Source organism: Paenibacillus sp. FSL M7-0420 (assembly GCF_038002345.1).
In the GTDB taxonomy this organism is placed as follows: domain Bacteria; phylum Bacillota; class Bacilli; order Paenibacillales; family Paenibacillaceae; genus Paenibacillus_AQ.
This window is the reverse complement of the sequence record NZ_JBBOCJ010000001.1, coordinates 4,312,087-4,330,116: the sequence shown is the minus strand read 5'-3', so window position 1 is coordinate 4,330,116 and position 18,030 is coordinate 4,312,087. Positions and strand designations below refer to the sequence as shown.

At 52.0% G+C, this 18,030-nt stretch carries 17 protein-coding genes; 13 read left to right on the top strand and 4 right to left on the bottom strand.

All coding sequences use genetic code 11. The annotated features are described in order from the left end of the window. The first annotated feature begins 57 nt into the window (after nt 1-57). The 3 genes from MKX51_RS18555 (at nt 58) to MKX51_RS18545 (ending at nt 2,197) form a co-directional block, all read left to right on the top strand. Nucleotides 58-981 (top strand): MBL fold metallo-hydrolase, encoded by a 924-nt coding sequence (locus MKX51_RS18555; protein WP_340993413.1) that lies wholly within the window; start codon nt 58-60, stop codon nt 979-981. A 17-nt stretch (nt 982-998) separates the two neighbouring features. Continuing rightward, on the top strand, nt 999-1,829 hold the full coding sequence (locus tag MKX51_RS18550) for a GNAT family N-acetyltransferase (RefSeq protein ID WP_340993412.1): 831 nt from the start codon (nt 999-1,001) through the stop codon (nt 1,827-1,829). Nucleotides 1,830-2,023: 194 nt separating this feature from the next. Beyond that, nucleotides 2,024-2,197, top strand: a complete 174-nt coding sequence (locus MKX51_RS18545; RefSeq protein WP_340993411.1) for a hypothetical protein — start codon at nt 2,024-2,026, stop codon at nt 2,195-2,197. An 83-nt stretch (nt 2,198-2,280) separates the two neighbouring features. On the opposite strand, the gene MKX51_RS18540 is transcribed toward MKX51_RS18545, so the two are convergent. Both MKX51_RS18540 and MKX51_RS18535 read right to left on the bottom strand, forming a co-directional pair. Beyond that, the gene (locus tag MKX51_RS18540; RefSeq protein WP_340993410.1) at nt 2,281-3,036 is read right to left on the bottom strand and encodes a PIG-L deacetylase family protein; all 756 of its coding nucleotides are present in this window, start codon (nt 3,034-3,036) and stop codon (nt 2,281-2,283) included. A 227-nt stretch (nt 3,037-3,263) separates the two neighbouring features. After that, nucleotides 3,264-4,601, bottom strand: a complete 1,338-nt coding sequence (locus tag MKX51_RS18535; RefSeq protein ID WP_340993409.1) for an MFS transporter — start codon at nt 4,599-4,601, stop codon at nt 3,264-3,266. Nucleotides 4,602-4,908: 307 nt separating this feature from the next. Here MKX51_RS18535 and MKX51_RS18530 point away from each other — a divergent pair, with 307 nt between their 5' ends. From MKX51_RS18530 to MKX51_RS18520, 3 genes are read left to right on the top strand one after another with little or no spacing between them, the layout of a single operon-like run. Continuing rightward, nucleotides 4,909-6,498: a methyl-accepting chemotaxis protein gene (locus tag MKX51_RS18530; protein ID WP_340939836.1), complete on the top strand. Its 1,590-nt coding sequence runs from the start codon at nt 4,909-4,911 to the stop codon at nt 6,496-6,498. A gap of 23 nt (nt 6,499-6,521) precedes the next feature. Continuing rightward, a complete protein-coding gene (locus MKX51_RS18525) occupies nt 6,522-6,947 on the top strand; it encodes a chemotaxis protein CheW (protein WP_036700854.1) in 426 nt (141 codons plus the stop codon). 15 nt (nt 6,948-6,962) lie between these two features. Then, nucleotides 6,963-8,957, top strand: a complete 1,995-nt coding sequence (locus MKX51_RS18520) for a chemotaxis protein CheA (RefSeq protein ID WP_340993408.1) — start codon at nt 6,963-6,965, stop codon at nt 8,955-8,957. A gap of 135 nt (nt 8,958-9,092) precedes the next feature. Here the strand turns inward: MKX51_RS18520 and MKX51_RS18515 are convergent, their stop codons facing one another. Further along, the gene (locus MKX51_RS18515; protein WP_340993407.1) at nt 9,093-9,461 is read right to left on the bottom strand and encodes a hypothetical protein; all 369 of its coding nucleotides are present in this window, start codon (nt 9,459-9,461) and stop codon (nt 9,093-9,095) included. A gap of 167 nt (nt 9,462-9,628) precedes the next feature. Between MKX51_RS18515 and MKX51_RS18510 the strand changes: the two genes are divergently transcribed. The 5 genes from MKX51_RS18510 to MKX51_RS18490 all read left to right on the top strand — a co-directional run bounded on the left by MKX51_RS18510 (nt 9,629) and on the right by MKX51_RS18490 (nt 15,382). Continuing rightward, nucleotides 9,629-10,387, top strand: coding sequence for a CPBP family intramembrane glutamic endopeptidase (locus MKX51_RS18510; protein ID WP_340939846.1), 759 nt, complete (start codon nt 9,629-9,631; stop codon nt 10,385-10,387). Nucleotides 10,388-11,347: 960 nt separating this feature from the next. Then, entirely contained in the window at nt 11,348-12,847 is a 1,500-nt protein-coding gene (locus MKX51_RS18505) for a spore germination protein (protein ID WP_340993406.1), read from the top strand. Nucleotides 12,848-12,849: 2 nt separating this feature from the next. Then, complete coding sequence (locus tag MKX51_RS18500; protein ID WP_340993405.1) at nt 12,850-14,052, top strand: Ger(x)C family spore germination protein; 1,203 nt, start codon at nt 12,850-12,852, stop codon at nt 14,050-14,052. After that, the gene (locus tag MKX51_RS18495; protein WP_340939855.1) at nt 14,049-14,273 is read left to right on the top strand and encodes a hypothetical protein; all 225 of its coding nucleotides are present in this window, start codon (nt 14,049-14,051) and stop codon (nt 14,271-14,273) included. Before MKX51_RS18500 ends, MKX51_RS18495 begins: the two co-directional genes overlap by 4 nt. Nucleotides 14,274-14,308: 35 nt before the next feature. After that, on the top strand, nt 14,309-15,382 hold the full coding sequence (locus MKX51_RS18490) for a GerAB/ArcD/ProY family transporter (RefSeq protein ID WP_340993404.1): 1,074 nt from the start codon (nt 14,309-14,311) through the stop codon (nt 15,380-15,382). Here the strand turns inward: MKX51_RS18490 and MKX51_RS18485 are convergent. Next, nucleotides 15,375-16,322: a serine hydrolase domain-containing protein gene (locus MKX51_RS18485; RefSeq protein WP_340993403.1), complete on the bottom strand. Its 948-nt coding sequence runs from the start codon at nt 16,320-16,322 to the stop codon at nt 15,375-15,377. The two genes, MKX51_RS18490 and MKX51_RS18485, sit on opposite strands and share 8 nt — an antisense overlap. A 449-nt stretch (nt 16,323-16,771) precedes the next feature. On the opposite strand from MKX51_RS18485, the gene MKX51_RS18480 reads away from it, so the two are divergent. Then, nucleotides 16,772-17,314: a GNAT family N-acetyltransferase gene (locus MKX51_RS18480; protein WP_340993402.1), complete on the top strand. Its 543-nt coding sequence runs from the start codon at nt 16,772-16,774 to the stop codon at nt 17,312-17,314. 107 nt (nt 17,315-17,421) lie between these two features. Continuing rightward, nucleotides 17,422-17,976, top strand: a complete 555-nt coding sequence (locus MKX51_RS18475; RefSeq protein ID WP_340939866.1) for a hypothetical protein — start codon at nt 17,422-17,424, stop codon at nt 17,974-17,976. Nucleotides 17,977-18,030: the final 54 nt, after the last annotated feature.

Below are 18,030 nucleotides of genomic sequence, written 5' to 3'. Positions count from 1 at the left end.
CTCTATGGGCGACATAGTAAGGTATAATAAGTGGGAAATATAAATGGGAGGAACTGAATGTTCAGGGTAGAGGAAGTAACGCAGGGAGTGTGGGCCGCAATTGTTATTCCGGGCCGGGGCGCGGTAGGCAATGCGTCGATCATCGATCTGGGAGATTGTACAGTCGTAGTGGATACCTTCAACCTGCCGGCAGCAGCCAGGCTTCTGCGGGAAACGGCAGAGAATCTGACAGGGAGGCCGGTCAAATACATAATTAATACTCACTATCACGGGGATCATCATTACGGCAATCAGGAATTCCCGGGCAGTATCATTCTATCGTCAGAGCTCACCCGGGAGGTACTGACAACCCACGCGGCACCTGCACTGGAGGAATGGCAGGAAGGTCTGCAGAAGCAGATCATAGGATTGCAGGAGATAAGCAATGCTGCTACGGATTCCCGCCTACAGCAAGCGCTCGCTTATGAGATCTCGGACAAACAGGCGTTGCTGGAGGCCACACCTACAATCCGCAGAGTGACAGCAGCAATGACCTTCAAGGATAGTCTGGATATTCACGGTTCAGAGCGTTCCCTGCATCTGTTCACATATGGCGGCGGTCATACCCTCAGCGATGCTATGGTGTACGTTGCAGATGTTCAGGTGCTGATTGCAGGAGATCTGGTTCTGAACAGATTCCACCCGGCGATGCTTCATGGGTTCCCAGAAGCTTGGACAACTATTGTGGAGCGGATTGGCGGGGAGATTGATTTCACATGGCTGATTCCCGGTCATGGGGAGGTTGCCGGACGGGAGAGTATCCCTGACATGCTGCGCTATCTCGCAGAGATTCAGGAGTATGCAGCAGCAGCAGCCCGAAGTGGAGAAAGTGCAGAGCATTGGATAGCCAAGGGAATCCCGGAGCCTTTTGATACATGGGAGGGCTCTCATATCTTTGAGTGGAATTTCCGCTGGCTGTTCAATACCTATATGCAATCCTAAGAAAAGAGGAGATAAGCATGCTGAAGCTAGACAGTCGGGATTACGCCCTTGCCTGGCCGCTGTTAAAGGAAGTCAAGATCAACACGCTGTTCGCTGAAGGAGTTCTGAGCGGGCAGACGACCGGCAGTGTGTATGTGGATTCTGTAAATGACCCCCGTAGCTTCTATGTGGCTCATGAATACGGGATGTCGCTGGTCTATGGGGATTCGGGCAATGAGGAGTTTAACCGGAGCTTATCTGACTATATTACGAACAAGACGGGGCACCGGCATTCAGCAGAATGGCTGCAGGCTGATCCGGCAGGGGGCTGGGACCCGCTGATTGAAGCTATGCTTACTGAGCATAATGCACGGCTTGATGCGGCGGATTCACGCAGAATGTACATACAGACCCGGGTGAATTTCACGTTCGACCCGGAGGTCTATAACCGTGCGAAGGCGCAATGGTTCCGGCAGGATGCTGAGATGGTCCAGATGAACGGTGAAGGATTCGGTGAGCAGGAGGGTGCGGTCATTCCCCGGTATTTCTGGCGTGACGCGGAGCATTTCCTGGCTTCAGGCAAAGGATACACTATATTGTGGGAGGGAGAGCAGGCCTCCAGCGCATTCTCGGCTTACCGGACAGCGGATATGCTAGAGATTGGAATCGAATCGGCACCGGGTTACCGGGGGAAGCATTTTGCCTTCTCAGTGTGCTGTAAGTTAATCGATTACTGTCTGGAGCAGGGATTGGAGCCGGTATGGGGCTGCCGCCAAGAGAATGTGGGCTCTTACAGACTGGCGCAGAAGCTGGGCTTCAAGCCGCTATTGAACATCCCCTACTACCGTTTGTCCGAGCTTCCCGTTTAAGAAAGAGCAGCAAATCCCCGTAGATGAGGGCTTGCTGCTATTTTTGTAAAGAAGGGGCAGTATTAGTTTGAACCGTTGCGGATAAGTACTGAATCGGATTGGGCGAGTATGCTTTAGGCCGGTATGTGGGGGCATAGCGATAAGCCCGTTGGCTGCAAAATACAGGAAAGAAAAAATAGGTGGATTTTGTACACTTGCTGATGAACGGAAAAGGCTTGTCACGACAACAATTGGAAAAACAGCACTTAATTAAACGCAAATTATATAAAATAGAAAAAACAATGAAATTAGATGCTGTTTTTCCACTTGTTTGCCTGCAAATGCTGAAAATCGCAAAACTAAGATACGTTTTTCCACTTGTTTTATGAATGGAAGGGCGCGCGTGCCTCAGCGATCCCCGCCCCCGTTCCCTCGCCCGGAGATCTCCGCTTAATTCCCCGCTTAATTCCCCTCATATCCGCCGGGCATCCACAAAGCAGTGCAGGTGCAGCGGTGACAACACCTTCAGGCCTTCACCCAGCTCGAAGCCCCTGCCTTCGGCAAGCTGACGGCCTTGCTCGCGGAAATAGATCCGGTACATGGCCAGAATCTCCTCGCTGAATTGGCTGCGGTGCAGAGCCATGGCCTCGAACTTCTGCTCGAAGTGGGCGGTAATGTCTATTACCGTGTTCGGCTCTGAGGTGAAGTAGAATCCAATCGCCTGCGGCTGCCAGGGGCGGGTGCTTGTCCCCCTCGGATAGAGGGGGAGACCGGAAGACAGAAGCGCTTGGGCAGCGGCTCTGCCTGTGACGATATGATCATAATGAGCCTCATAGCTCAGCCACGGATCAGGGCAGAAGATCACATCCGGCCGCACGGTACGGATGACCTCAGCAATCTCTCCCGCCAGCGCCGGAATATGCTCCAGCGTGCCGTCACCGTGGGCGAGCTGGTGGAATACGGCAGCTCCCAGCTTCTGTCCGGCGGCTTTCAGTTCGAGCGCGCGGATGGCAGCGATCTCGGCGGAAGACACCTGCTCGTTCACCGCGCCCAAATCCCCGTTCGTGATCGTCAGATAGTGAATCTCGCAGCCCCTCTCGGCGAATGCGGCGATCGTGCCGCCCATGCCCACCTCATTATCGTCCGGGTGCGGCTGTATACATAATACCGTCCGGCACCCGCTAAGATCTGGAGGGGACATCAACGCCGCTAGTGTGGATATATCCATAATCCAAATACCTCCTTATTAATCTGTGGTAAGGGTACTGAGGCGCCCTTATTCGCTCCATAATCAATGTTACGGCGCAGAAAATCCGGCAATAAAGGCCATAGAGTCCGTAACTTGCTCCAATCGTAGCTTTTGGCAGAAATAAGCGCAACTGAGTCCGTTACACCCAGCCGCACCCCTGACCAGGAACGATTCCATCAGGGAAAAGCATCCTCCCAACAGCCCCACTACAATGACCGGCTGTGATTCAGATCGCTCAGGATCTGCACCCGCTGCTTCTCCGTTATATTATAGAAGAGAATCGGCAGAATAGCGGCCAGGAAGCAGAGAGCAGGCAGCAGAAACATCACGAAGCTGAGACCATGCTGGAGCTGCGGAGTTGCCGGCTGATTCTCCACATAGCTGAGCAGGCCGAGACTGGCTCCGATAATCATCCGCGATACCGCTCCGCTGAACTTGGTAATGAATGTGTTTGTTGAGAACACAATGCCCTCGCCCCGGAAGCCCAGCTTCCATTCCGAATAATCTATCGTATCGAGCAGCATTGAGGTACTGACAATCGTCGTCATGCCGGAGAAAAAGAAGCTGATCCCAAAGAACACCAGGGTGTTCAATACGTTATGGTCACCCAGCAGATAAGGCAGAATGCAGGCTACGCTCCCCAGAATGCAGGAGACAATGAATACCTTCTTCTTGGCGAAGCGGCGCAGCAGCGGCGGCGTAGCGATCATCCCCAGCAGCATACCGGCCACCAGACTGATCCCGACCTGCGTGGCATACCCCGCGTCCCCCCAGACATAGACCACATAATAGAGCTGAATACTCTGCCGGATGCCGTTCACCAGGTTGATAATCAGGAGAGAGGCGAGCAGGGTGAGCAGCGGCTTGTTTTTGTACACCGTTTGCAGGTTCTGGCGGAATGAGATCTTCTCAGCGGAAGGGACGACCCGTTCCTTGGTGAGCATCCCGGTCAGGACAATCGACAGTGCCGCGATGACCCCGATAATGATTGCCGAGTAGAGATAAGCCTGCGTATTCCGTTCACCGCCGAAGGCGAGCAGAAGCTGGATACCGCCGATGGTGATAACGACCGCGCCGAGCGTCCCGCCGATTTTGCCCAGTGTGACGAATAAGGTGCGTTCCCCCGGATCGGTGGAGACTACGGACGACAAGGCCCAGAGCGGTGTGTCACAGACCGTGTACAGCATTCCCCATAGCAGGTAAGAGACGGTAGCGATTACAAGAGTCACAGTCCGGGAACCGCCGAAGTCCCAGAAGCAGAGGACGGTCGCCAGCGCGATCAGACAAGGGGCGAACAGCAGATAAGGCCTGAATTTCCCCCATCTGGAGCGTGTTTTGTCGGTAATCATGCCCATGAGCGGATCAAGACAAGCATCGATAATACTTGCTGCGACCAGAATGACACTGGCGGTGGTTGCCGGAATTCCCAGCAGATCCGTATAGAAGAACAGGATGTACATCGACATGAAGCTGTAGAGCATATTCTGGCCCAGCAGACCGCCTGAGTACACCAGTTTTTCGGCCACAGGTACTTTTGCTGACATGACAAGCCTCTTTTCGCGGGGGATAAAATGGGAATGAATCGATTGCTAATTATGTCTATTTATAACTTATTTCTATGTTCTGTCAAGCGGATTCTGCATCAAGCTACGGAATAGTGAACATTTCAATTTGTGAAGAGGAGGATTGCACTGAGTTTGATGAAAAAAATATGAAAAACACAAATTAGAATATAATTTTTTTGATATAAAATGTCGAAATATAGCTAATGATGTCCCGCCGGCTGATGGGGGAGTGTTAGGATACCGCCGACAAGATGGACACGATGTTGTAACTACAGGGGGAAGCACTATGAAATGGTTCGGGAATTTGAAAACAGCTACAAAGATCGTCTCCGCTTTTTTGATCGTCTCTTTAATCCTGGCAGGACTTGGAGTCTATTCGGTCTTATCCCTGCGCACCAGCAATCAGAATATGAAGGAAATGTACAGCAATAACCTGATCTCGGTCAGAGATTTGTCTGCCGCCGAGATCAGCTATCAGCTTAACCGGGTCTATACACGGGATATGAGCAATACAACAGATACAGATAAAATTACCGATTATAAGCAAAAGATTGCCTCAGGCCGTCAGGAAATTGTCCAGAAGGTGGATAACTACCGTCCACTGGCGACCACTGCCCGTGAAAAGGAGCTGCTGGCCTCGTTTGACCAGGAGTATGCAAGCTATGAGAAGCTGTTCGATCAGGCACTGGTTCTGGCGGAGCAAGATGATGCGGCTGCTTTCAATACATTTCTGACTACACAGTTGACCGTCCAGGGGCAGAATGTGCTGAACAATCTGGATGGTCTGATCAAAGTGAATGTTGAGCTGGCAGATGAGGCGAACAACCATTCACAATCCGCTTATTCCTCGGCGTTCATCCTTACAATCTCGGTAGTCATTGCGGCGGTTATCCTCAGTATTATGATCGGCTACCTGATCGCAAGATCGATCTCCAGACCCCTGATGCAGATGCTGCATGTAGCTACAGAAGTGGCTAATGGAAATCTGACGCAGCAAGCGGATATATCTACTAAGGATGAAGTCGGACAGCTTGCCACAGCCCTGAACCGGATGGTTCATAACCTGAAGGATCTAATCAATGGAATTGTGATGAATTCACAGAGCGTTGCAGCCTCTTCCGAACAGATCTCAGCCAGCACCCAGGAGATTGCGAGCACCAGCACCAATCAGTCGGCGGCAGCGACCAATATCACCGAGCTGTTCAAGGAGCTGTCGCTGGCGATTGATTCTGTGGCCTCCAGTGCCGAGGAAGCGGCAGAGCTCTCCAATGATACCGTGCGGACCGCCCGGGAAGGCGGATATGTGGTGGAGACTTCGCTGCAAGGAATGCAGACGGTGAATCACCAGATGAAGCAGCTTGAAGACGATTCCAGCAAAATCGGGGATATCATCGAAGTGATCGACGATATCGCCGAGCAGACCAATCTCCTGGCCCTGAACGCAGCGATTGAAGCGGCGCGTGCCGGAGAACAGGGGCGCGGCTTCGCCGTGGTGGCGGACGAGGTCCGCAAGCTGGCCGAACGCAGCAGCGATGCCACGAAGGAGATTACGAAGATTATCAAGGTCATGCAGGAGAATACGAAGCAGAGTGTGAGGGCAGTCGCTGAGAGCGTAGAGCAGTCTTCGATGACCAGCCAGGCCTTCGAGCAGATTATTAAGATGGTCAACACCTCCTCACTTAAGGTCAACGAGATTGCTGCCGCCTGCGAAGAGGAATCAGCACAGGCTGCTGAGGTGATGGACTCGGTTCAATCCATTGCGGCCTCCAGCGAGGAATCAGCAGCGGCTTCTGAAGAGACGGCGGCTACCTGCCAGGCCCTGGCGCTGTTATCCGAGGATCTGGCCAAGTCCGCTGCCGCATTCAAGACCCATTAATTCAACAGACGGAAGGTGAAGCCATGTCATCCTTACAGAAGGAACAATACATCGAGCTTGCGGTAGGAGCCGAGACCTGTGCCATCCGGATTGAAGAGATTCATGAGATTATCAAAATGCTCAGCATTACAGATATCCCCTTCAGCCGGAATGAAGTCAAAGGTGTAGTCAATCTGCGCGGCAAGGTGGTCTGTGTCATGAGCCTGCGCAATCTGCTGGGAATGGCGGATGAGCCTTATACCCGGAGCACAAGAATTATTGTGGTTAACTACCGCGAGGAATTCGTCGGACTGATTGTAGATAAGGTGAACAAGGTGACTACGTACGCCGAGATTCATCCGCCGGCAGGCGGACATAACCGCAGCCGCGATGCGGTGTTCCACGGAGTGGGGCAGCGGGATGACCAGCTGATCGGTATTCTGAAGCTCGAAGAAATATTGGGCGGGTAAAAAGGGGAACAAGCAATGATGATGGAACTGTCGGCTTACCGCGATATATTCATAGAAGAGCTGAACGAGCAATTAGAGCGGATCGACCAGTCCCTGCTTGCGCTGGAGCATGCTCCAACCGCTGAGCTGATTCAGACGATCTTCCGCGCAGCCCATACGATCAAGGGCTCAGCCTCCACGATGGGCTTCCGCGAGATGAGCGATCTCACGCATGAGGTGGAGTATGCGCTGGAGTGGGTGCGGGAGAAGAAGCCGGAGATTACCGGCCATCTGATTGATACGCTCTTCCGGGCGCTGGATGCGATGAAGCTGCTGCGCACTCAGTATGTCAGCGGGGAGAGCTTTACAGACTGCTCAGCTGTGGTTGCGGAGATCAAGGCGCTGATTAATAAGCCGGCTGAACTTCAGCCGGTGCTGCTTCCGGTCTTAAATGCAGCGGAGCTGCTTCAGGCGGAAGAGGCCATGGCAGCGGGCTACTCGCTGCTGGCTCTGGTAGTCACCTTGAGAGAGGACTGCCAGATGAAGGCGGCCCGGCATTATATCCTCTTGCAGCGTATCGAAGAGGTCTGCGGGCCGGTGATTGCTGCTGCCCTGGCGCCCCCGGCGGCGCCGGGAGCCGATGAAGATGCCCGCTACAGCCAATTTGCTGTAGTCGCTGCTTCCCCGCGCGAGCTCCGGCAGGTGTCCGAGCAGCTGGCAGGGGAGACCGATGTCGAGAGCATTGTCATTACGCCATTCGTGCCCGCACCTGCTGCCGGAACTGGCGTCCAGACCACGGCCGGACCGGTGTCTGCAGAACCTCCGTCCTCTACTCCAGGCAAGGGGAAATCCCATGAGGTACAGTCAACCGTCCGGGTGAGTGTGGAGCGGCTGGACCATCTGATGAATCTGGTGGGGGAGCTGCTGATCGAGCAGACCTCTCTGGCCGATCTGAGCGCTAATGGACAACGTACGGATCCCGCCAAGGTTCTGCCTGATATCGGCTCTATATCGGATCATATGGGCGGGATTATTAAGGAGCTCCAGGAAGGGGTCATGAAGACCCGGATGCTGCCGATCGACCAGCTGTTCAACCGTTTCCCGCGGCTGGTCAGAGATCTGGCCCAGAAGCTGGGCAAGGACATTGAGCTGCAGATTCAGGGAGGCGAGACCGAGCTGGACCGGATGATCATTGAAGAGCTGAGTGATCCGCTAATCCACTTGATCCGTAACAGCGCCGATCATGGAATCGAGAGTCCAGAGGTGCGCGTGCAGCAGGGCAAGGCTCCGAAGGGCAGAATTACGCTTACTTCTTTTCATGAGGAGAACCAGGTCGTGATTCGTCTGGAGGATGACGGACAGGGCATCGATGCCGCCCGGATTACAGCCTCTGCGCTCAGCAAAGGGATCATTACAGAAGAGCAGGCAGGGTATTTAACCGCGCAGGAAGCTGTTAGTCTGATCTTCGAGCCAGGCTTCTCCACAGCCTCCGAGGTCAGTGAAGTGTCTGGGCGGGGTGTGGGGATGGATATTGTCCGCAGTCAGATTGGACGTCTCAACGGAATCATAGATATTCAGACCGAGCCGGGGGTAGGGACTCTGTTTACAATCCGTCTGCCGCTTACACTGGCTATTATCAAGGGGCTGCTGGTCAAGGTGTCCGGGCGTGTTCTGATTCTACCGATGTATAATGTGGCTGAGATTGTGCGGATCTCCCCCGAAGAGATACAGGTCGTTCAAGGGGAGCAGGCGATTATCAACCACGGGCGGATTGTTCCGCTCTCCTGGCTCAGAGACAAGCTGCATTACCCGCGCACAGAGCGGCGTTCCAAGACGATTCCGCTCGTGATTGTAAGATCTGTTGACCGGATCGCTGCGTTCGCAGTCGATGAGATCATCGGCAACCAGGAGGTGGTCATCAAGTCCCTGGGCGCGTATCTGGGGACGATGAATCATCTGTCCGGGGCAACGATCCTGGGCAACGGCCGGGTCGCCCTGATTCTGGATGCTTCTTATCTCGTTAGCCATTGATTACTGGCCGGGAACACGCGATGAAGAACGCAGGACTGCTGTAACGGAATAGCAAGGCCAAAAAAACCGGAAAAGTTGCAGTAGCCTGCGGACTTCTCCGGTTTTTTGTGTTGTAGGCGAAGGCGAGACAGGTGTCTACTTCCAGCCTCTGATAGACCTTGGACTCTTGAACTGCAGCTCTATGGCCTGCTGGTTCAAATGAAGCTCCGCCATATACGCCTTGATTTTCATCTGGAGCGCATGCAGCATTTCAGTATGCATATCATCTATACGGTCCTCGTTACAGAACGCTGAACAGGCCAGATAGCCGTCTGTATAGGATTTGGTGTCATCCATTACCGTATTCAATTTTTCTTTGTAGATCCGTTTAACCGGTCCGCTCTCCGGCTTGATCTCGTAATAGCGGTTCGTTTCCACCAGCAGACGCCAATGGCTGACCTCAAGACCATATTCATCCTTTTCCAGCTGCACGGTCACTTTGAAGATCTTGATAGGACTGTTCATGTTGTTGTTCCATTCTCATTGCAGGATTCAGAGATTATAGCATGTACAGACCGCAATGCCCACTGGAAGATTATATAGATATCGTATAATTTGGCATCATAGCATACAATTAGACCATTATTGTCCTGAAGCGGCAATACGTTAGCCTACTATAAAGGAGATCTGAAATGAAAAACACTGCTGCACAAGGACATCCGCTCGTATACTCGCTGGTATGGGGAGTGGTCCTGACTCTGGCTGTATCCGTTGCCTCCGCTGTAGCCACGATTATGGAATTCGGCGATATGGGGATACGGAATGCCCAGGCCTGCGCCTTCCTGGTTATGGGCATTATTGTAACCCTTTATATGAAAAGAAAGGATTCTTCGCTCGTCAGCTTCGGCTTCCGCAGGCTTGAGGCCGGTCCGTCCCGGGCGGTGCTGTTCTACATCCCGCTGCTTATTATTGCGGTGGCCCAGCCGCTGATGAATGGAATCAACGTTGAACTGGGAGCGCCTGAAATCATCAGTATCGTCATTATGACCCTGCTGGTGGGCTATACCGAGGAAGCTATTTTCAGAGGTGTGATCTGGAATGTTCTGAAATCCAAAGGGCCGGTCTTTTATATTGTGTTCTCCTCCATCTTCTTCGGGGTTCTGCATATGGCCAACGCCTTTGGCGGAAATGATATCATACATACGATTCTCCAGGTTATCAATGCGCTGCTGCTGGGCTGTGTGCTCGCCTTGCTGATGGAGACAGGCCGGAATATTGTTCCGCTGATCGCGTTCCATTTTATCTACGATGCACTGGCCATGGTCAGCAATGAGAATCTCGAGCATGAGGTACTCATCGTCTCCATTCTTAATATTCTGTATTTGCTCTATGGAATTTATCTGCTGGTGGTATTCAGCCGCAAGCATAGAAATCATAGTCTCACCCTGTAGACATACCGGCCAGTCCGGGGAAGGAATTCCTCAGGCTGGCCATTCATTTTCATGTGAAATGATAGCGCATACATAAAAATTAGCAGCTAACAGGAGCAAATAATCCGTAAACGGAGCAATGTTTAGAGATGGGCATTTTATTTGCAATCCTACTGGAATATCGCAGATTCTGCGGGGATATGCAGGTTTTTGAAAGTTTAAATTTAAGCGTTTCTCAGGTATAATGTAGACATCACCACAGGAACCACAGCATCAAGAGCACCAAGCATTACAAGTGGTACCGCAGGTGATGGTCTCATTCCTAAATTTAGCAATGAATGAAGGAAAGGAGAGAGCCCCGATGTACTAGCGTTAGCGAAGCATGCCGGAATCGGCTGCTGATGAAGAAGGTGGATGATAACATCTTCTGGCAGATCGTGGGTATGCGGGAATCCAGGAACAAATCTTTTTTAGAAGAAGAACGAAGCTTATCATTCAAGCAGGAGAAGTCTCTTGCGGAAGAAAGAGCGTGATTCCAATGAAAAAGGTTAGCGAAGCGTACAACTGCGATTCCTCACAGTAGGGAAAACGTCCGTGAAAACGTTTTTCGTGAAATCGTGTACGCGGGAATCCACCCCATATGCAGGACATGGAGCAACACTCCGGAATGGAGCGAACGGGCAACACGGAAGCATGAAGTGAACATGAAATTGAGAACAATCACCATGTCAGGGATATGGCTTTTGTTACTTGGAGGAAATGATTGAATTGAATAGCGTAATCAACACATGAATCCCCGGGCCTTAAGCAATCAGGCAGCGGGGATTTGTGCGTCTGTATATAATAAGCTCTTTCTCTCTTGGCCAGGGGGAAGGGCTTTTTTTTGACTGGAAAAGCCGCTGCTTCGTGGTTTAGAAATAAACCCACTTAGGCAACACTGGATACATAACTATGCGACGATACAGCAGGGAGAGACTACACATGAAATTTCATGAACAACATCCCGGTCACTTGGATAATGAGCATCCACAGCGACTGAGCCGGGAGTCTCACATCAATACGGAGCTGATCAGCCGCAGACTGGGAAATAGCTCGGATGTTAGCGTCCGGTCGCTTCGTCTGGATTGGGCCGGTGTACAGCGGGAAACAATCATTCAGTTAATCTTCCTGGACGGGATGGTGAACAATCAGGTCCTGGAGGAGTCGTTCATTCCGGCGATTCAGTCCGCACAGCCCGCCCCGGACGGGCTCAGCCTGCTGGACTATTTCAGCAACCACATCCTGAGTGCAGGACAGGTCCGAACGACCGGGGACCTGAGCGGAGCGGTCAAGGATATTTTATCCGGCTGTGTCCTGGTGCTGATTGACGGCTGCGAAGAGGCGCTTGCGCTTGCCATTCAGGGCTATGAGAAGAAGAGTATCGACGAAACCAAGACGGAAACGGTGATCCGGGGGCCGCAGGAAGGCTTCACGGATGATCTGCGCACTAATATTACGATGATACGCAGGAAAATGAAGGATGAGCGTCTGAGAATTGTAACCCGCACCGTAGGGCAGGTCACGCAGACGGATATTTCAATCCTCTACATCGAAGGGCTGGCCGATCAGCAGGTGCTGAACCGGGTCTCGGAGATGTTCGATCAGATCGGACTGAAGACCGTACTGGAAGGCGAATTCATTGAAGAATATCTGCAGAGCAATAAATACACGGTGTTTCCGACTGTACTGAACACAGAACGTCCGGATAGCATCACGGCAGGGCTGGCAGAAGGCAGGGTAGCCATTATGGTGGACGGAACCCCCTTTGTCATGATTGTTCCCTCCCTGTTCCTGGATTTCATCCAGTCGGCAGAGGACAGCTACCAGCCTTATCTGTTCTCCAGTCTGATTCGGATCTTGCGGCTTACCGCTGTAATCGTCAGTATCTTTGCTCCCGGACTATACATCGCCATAACAACGTTCCATCAGGATCTGCTGCCCACCCGGCTGCTGCTGAGCATTATGTTCCAGCGCGAGGGCGTGCCGTTCCCGGCATTCGTTGAAGCAACGCTGATGGAGATCACCTTCGAAATCATACGCGAAGCGGGAATCCGCATGCCCCGCAACATCGGTCAGGCGGTATCCATTGTGGGAACTCTCATTGTGGGACAGGCCGCGGTAGACGCTGGGATTGTCTCCGCCGGGATGGTTATCGTGGTGGCGATCACCGGGATCTCAAGCTTCGTCATTCCTGCCTATAATATGTCGATCCCCATCCGGCTCATCCGGTTTCTGTTCATGGGTGCGGCGGCTTCGTTCGGCATATACGGGATTACTGTAGGGTTCGTCATTCTGACCGTGCATATCTGCAGCCTGGAGTCTGCGGGAGTTCCATACATGCGGCCTTATGCGCCTTATCTGAAGAACGAACAGGTAGACGGTGTCTTCCGAAGTCCTTATTGGTCCAGCTCGCGGAATAAACGCACCAGGAATGGGGCCTAGCCATGAGAAGGACGGTCATCCTGATCTGCGCACTGGTTCTGATGAGTATGCCGTTAACGGGCTGCTGGAGCCGCAAGGAGCTGGGCGATTTGGCGGTCGCCATCGGTCTTGGCATTGACCGTACGGACAAGGGCTACCGGGTAACCGTCCAGATTGTTGCGCCCAGTCTGGCGGCTGCCAGCAGCGGCGGCGCGGGAGGACCGCCTGCCCTTGTCGTTGCCACGGAGTCGGCAACGATTATGGAAGCTCTGCGTAAATTGACCACCATGCTGCCGCGTAAGGTCTATCTATCCCATCTGAGCATGCTGCTGCTGGACGAGGCTGTGGCCAGGGAAGGCATCCGCAAGCCGCTGGATTTCCTGTTCAGGGATCACGAGGTCCGGCCGGATTTCGATGTGGCCATCGTCCGGGAGGGGACGGCTTACGATGCCTTGTCGATCATGACACCTCTGGAACGGCTGCCGGCGAGAGACCTCTATGATTCGCTGAACGGGTCGCAGAAGAATTGGGCACCGACTTCGGCGGTACGCCTGCTTGACCTGATGAAATGGTTTGATCTGGATGGCCAGGAGGCTGTATTGACCGGTCTGAAACTGGTGGGCGATCTGGAGAAGGGGAAGACGAAGGAAAATGTAGATTCCATTAACAGCCCGCTCAAATTTGAGTATCGGGGCATCGGAGTGATGAAGGATGACATCCTGCTTGGCTGGCTGAATGAAGGAGACAGCAAAGCCTATAACTATGTGACGGGTAAAGTGAAATCGACAGTGGGTAAGGTGGACTGCCCGGACAAGGACGGGGATTTTGTAATGGAGGTACTGGATGCCAAGACCTCCATTAAGCCTGAGGTGCGAAACGGGGAGCCCTCGGCCACTGTCAAGGTAAGAATTGAGGCGAATGTGGGAGAGGTGGGATGTAACCTTGATTTGAACAGCCGGGAGACGCTGGAGAAGATGAAGGTGATGGCTATTGCACGGACGGAGGCGCTGATTGCGACTGGAATCAGGGATGTGCAGAACCATTTTGGTGTCGATATTTTTGGCTTCGGCACCAAATTCCATCAGAAGCATCCCCGGTACTGGAGTCAATGGAAGGATCAATGGAATGAGAAATTCAGCAGGATGGATGTGAAGGTGGTTGTGGAATACATCATTAAGGGCAGAGGAAGAATCGTAAATCCGCCATTTAAGGAACCGGATGCATGAATGCTTTTCTAATCTCAATCAATATGCTGTTATGGATGTGGCAATTCAGCCGGTACCGCAAGAAACGGGGCAGACTCCGGGAGAAAACGCTGGTGTATGCTCTGTACGCGATAGCACTGGGCTTAAATATTGTGTCGGCTAAAGACGGGTTCACCCCGGATCTGCTGCGGCCGTTCATTAACCTGCTGCAATTCTTGAAGCCGGGCGGCATTCTAGGCTAACTGGGGGTAGACTTAATAAAGGAGGGGATGGACAGATGAGCTCCCGCCAGTTAATGATGCTGCTGACGCTGCATTATTGGGGAAGTGCGCTGCTGGGGCTGCCTTCTATGGTCATCGGGCTGTCCGGTAGGGATTCCTGGGCACCAATCCTGCTGGGCATGCTGGTTCAACTGCTGATCATCCGGTTATTCGTGGCGCTATACACCCAGATGAGCGGCGATTCCCTGGGACAATTTCTAAGCCGTGTTCTGGGGAAGGCGGGCGGTAAAATCATGCTGGCCCTGTATATATTCTGTGTCCCCTTTCTTATCTTTGTCCTGACGCTCCGCAGCCTCGGGGACTTTACCAGCAACGACCTGTTTATAGAGACTCCGCCATCTGCAATATATGTCCTGATTCTGTTCGCCTTGGTCTATTGTCTGTATAAAGGGATTATTGCGGTCGGCCGGTCTGCTGAAATTACGTTCCCGGTTGCAATGTTCCTGCTGCTGCTGTTCCTGCTGTCCCTGCTGTACGGTGCGGAATGGTCTAACTTCCTGCCCCTCTTTGAGAAGGGGGTTCAGCCTGTATTCCAGGGCACAGTTATGTTCCTGGGTTATCCAAGCAGCGAGGTGGCCTTAAGCTTGTTCCTGGTTCCATTCATTAAGGACAAAGCCTCTTATCAAAAAGCGCTCGTCCACAGCACTTGGATTACCTGTGTCGCCTTGCTCCTGCTGACGGTGCTGATTATTGCGGTGCTGGGAGAAAGCCTGCCGCCCAATATGCCTTATGTCAGCCAGTTCGCGGCCAAAACGGTAACGATAGGCGGATTCTATGAGCGGATTGAGACAATCGTTACGATCATCTGGTTCATGGTCATTTTTTACCGGCTGATTCTTACCCTCTTCGTCTCAGCTCATGGCTGCGCTGAATTGTTCGGAATTAAGCATTATAAGGGACTGCTGATCCCCATGGCGCTGGTCTCCATACCCTTAGCGATGAATGTCTGGGATAATCCCTCGGTGGTTGCCGAGCTGAATGAAGTCTGGTATCTCAATGTATTCTTCTTCAACTTGTTGTGTCCGCTCTTGTGGTATGTTGCCAGCAGGGTCAGGAGCAAGCTTAAATAGATCCCAGTACAGGCACGATATAGTCACGGAACACATCCACCGGAGGATTATTCTTCCCGCGTTTGTTATCCTGGGTCAGCACAATAACAAGCTGAAGCTCCGGCACTACATATATGAATTGTCCGGCATACCCGCGGGCGTAATAGTAGTCTACCAGACTGGATTCTCCGGCGGCTGAGCTGCAGGTCAGGGCATCGGTCCACCAATGCCAGCCATACCCTCCGTGGCGGGGAGGCTCTGTGTGCATGACTGGCTGTACCGAACGCGCAGCCCAACTGCCGGAGATGATCTGCGAATCCTTCCATACCCCCGTCTGCAAAAAGAGCTGTCCGAAGTTCAGCAGATCTACAGGCCGCAGCTTCAGCCCGAAGCCGCCGGTATGGATGCCCTGGGGGTCCGATTCCCATTCATAGTCGCGGATGCCGAGCGGTCCGAAGAGGAACTGTTCGGCATAGCTGGCTGTGCTCTGTCCTGTGGCTTGTACCAGAATCGAAGACAGCAATTGCGAGATTCCCGAATTGTATTCCATCCGGGTACCCGGCTCATCCGCAATCGGCTGCTCCAGCACATAATTCACCCAGTGGGGGGAACGGGTCATCTTCGGGAAGGAATTGGCCCCGCCGAATTCCGTCCAGCGGAAGCCTGCTGACATGGTCAGCAGCTGTTCGAGCGTAATGTCCTGTTTCCGCGCATCCTTATCGCGCCGGAGTTGGGGGAAGAATTCGCTGAGCGGAGCCTCAGGGCCGGGCAGCAGCCCCTGGTCCATGGCGATGCAGATCAGGGCAGAGAGGATGCTCTTGGTGCAGGAATTGATCTTCGCCAGCTCGGAGGCCGTGCGCGGATCTCTATAATATTCGAAGATCAGCCTGCCTTGCTGCTGAATCAGGCAGCTCCGCAGATTCAACGGCGCAAGCGCGGCCGATAGGGTGGACAGGTTCATTGGGATTATCCTTTCTGTTTATACGTATATAGGCACGGCCAAAACGTGAATAGTGGCCGTGACCCTAACGATTATGGTACATGCGGCAGGCTTAATTGTATTTTGTACAACTAAAACGCTCCTTTTACCACCGCTGATCGGTTTAGCTGTACTTCGTACAATTAAAATGGCCTACCTGCTTTAGTTCGAACCCATTAGGGAAGATTTAGTTGCACAGACTACAATTATAAGTGTGAAGGCGTCTTTTTTACTGTTTTTAATTGCACGTAATACAACTATGACTTATGACTTAAATGTCTGTGTACTCGCTCGTTGAATTCCTCTGTATTATCTCAATCTGCCGCCGGGATGTCCAATTTGCTTATACACATTCATTACCAGCCGGGGCTTCCTCTAGTCAGTTATTATAAGATTAGTTGGCAACATATTAACTGTTACGGAGGGATTGTATGATTCAGGATCATGAACTGCAGATTCGTCCAATAGCTGAAGGGGATCTGCCCAGGCTGTGGGAACTCGCATATAAAGAGGAAGCGCCGGAATGGAAGAAATGGGATGCGCCTTATTATGAACACAAACGAATTACATGGGAGACGTATTACAGGAAGCGAGCCGAAATTATTGGCTGTGTGAACAATTGGGTAATAGAAGTAGAGGGAGTTGTTATAGGTGATGTCAGCTACTACTGGGAGCATGAGCCGTCATACTGGCTGGAAATGGGGATTGTCATCTATGATCCTGCCTATTGGAGCAGCGGTTATGGGACTAGGGCTCTCAAGCTGTGGATTGGTCATTTATTCACTACCCTTCCGCTAGTCCGTGTCGGCTACACCACCTGGTCCGGGAATGAGCGAATGATGAAGGCAGGAATGAAGCTGGGCATGACGATGGAGGCCAGGCTTAGAAAATGCCGTTATTATAACGGAATATACTATGATTCTATCCGAATGGGGCTGCTTAGAGAGGAGTGGGAGGATACGTTGAGAGAGTAAATATGAATGTTTGTGAAAAAAGACACAAATTCGTGAAAATTATCACGTTGTATTCATAAAATTTTAATATATAATAAAGTTAACTTAAAGAAACAGGGGGAATTAAAATGAAATTATTTAAAGTATTAGTAGTTGCAGGGGTATCGGTAGCTTTGTTGTCGGGTTGTGGATCGGATAAAAACAATGCAGACAAAGGGGCAGCAGCGACAACGGCACCAGCAACAGAACAGGCAGATGCAGTTACCTCCGCTTCAATCGTGAACCAGGCAGATGCTTTCATTAGTGCAGTGAGCGACAAAGGAACCTGGATCGTTGCTATTCTGAATGATCTGACTGTGGACAAGGATGTAGTGGTAGCAGGCGAATTCCACGACAAGAACGATACAGCTAAGCCAATCTACCGTAAGCTGGCCCTGTACGCACAGGATGCAGACCACAAAGTTACAGCTACTTACACCCTTACAGCACCAAAAGTAACTGTACAGAGCGAGAACTTCCGCGTTCAAGGCGGTACGATCAAAGGTGATGTATATGTAGAAGCTAACGGCTTCAACCTGTATAAGGATGCTACAATCGACGGCAACCTGTACTTCTCCAGCGAAGATGTGAAGGCAACGGCTGTGCTTGAAGGTAAAGTAACCGGAGCTACAGAAGTTAAATAAAATAAGTATATTGGAATCCATTCAATTACTATAAGGAAATACCGCCTGTAGACA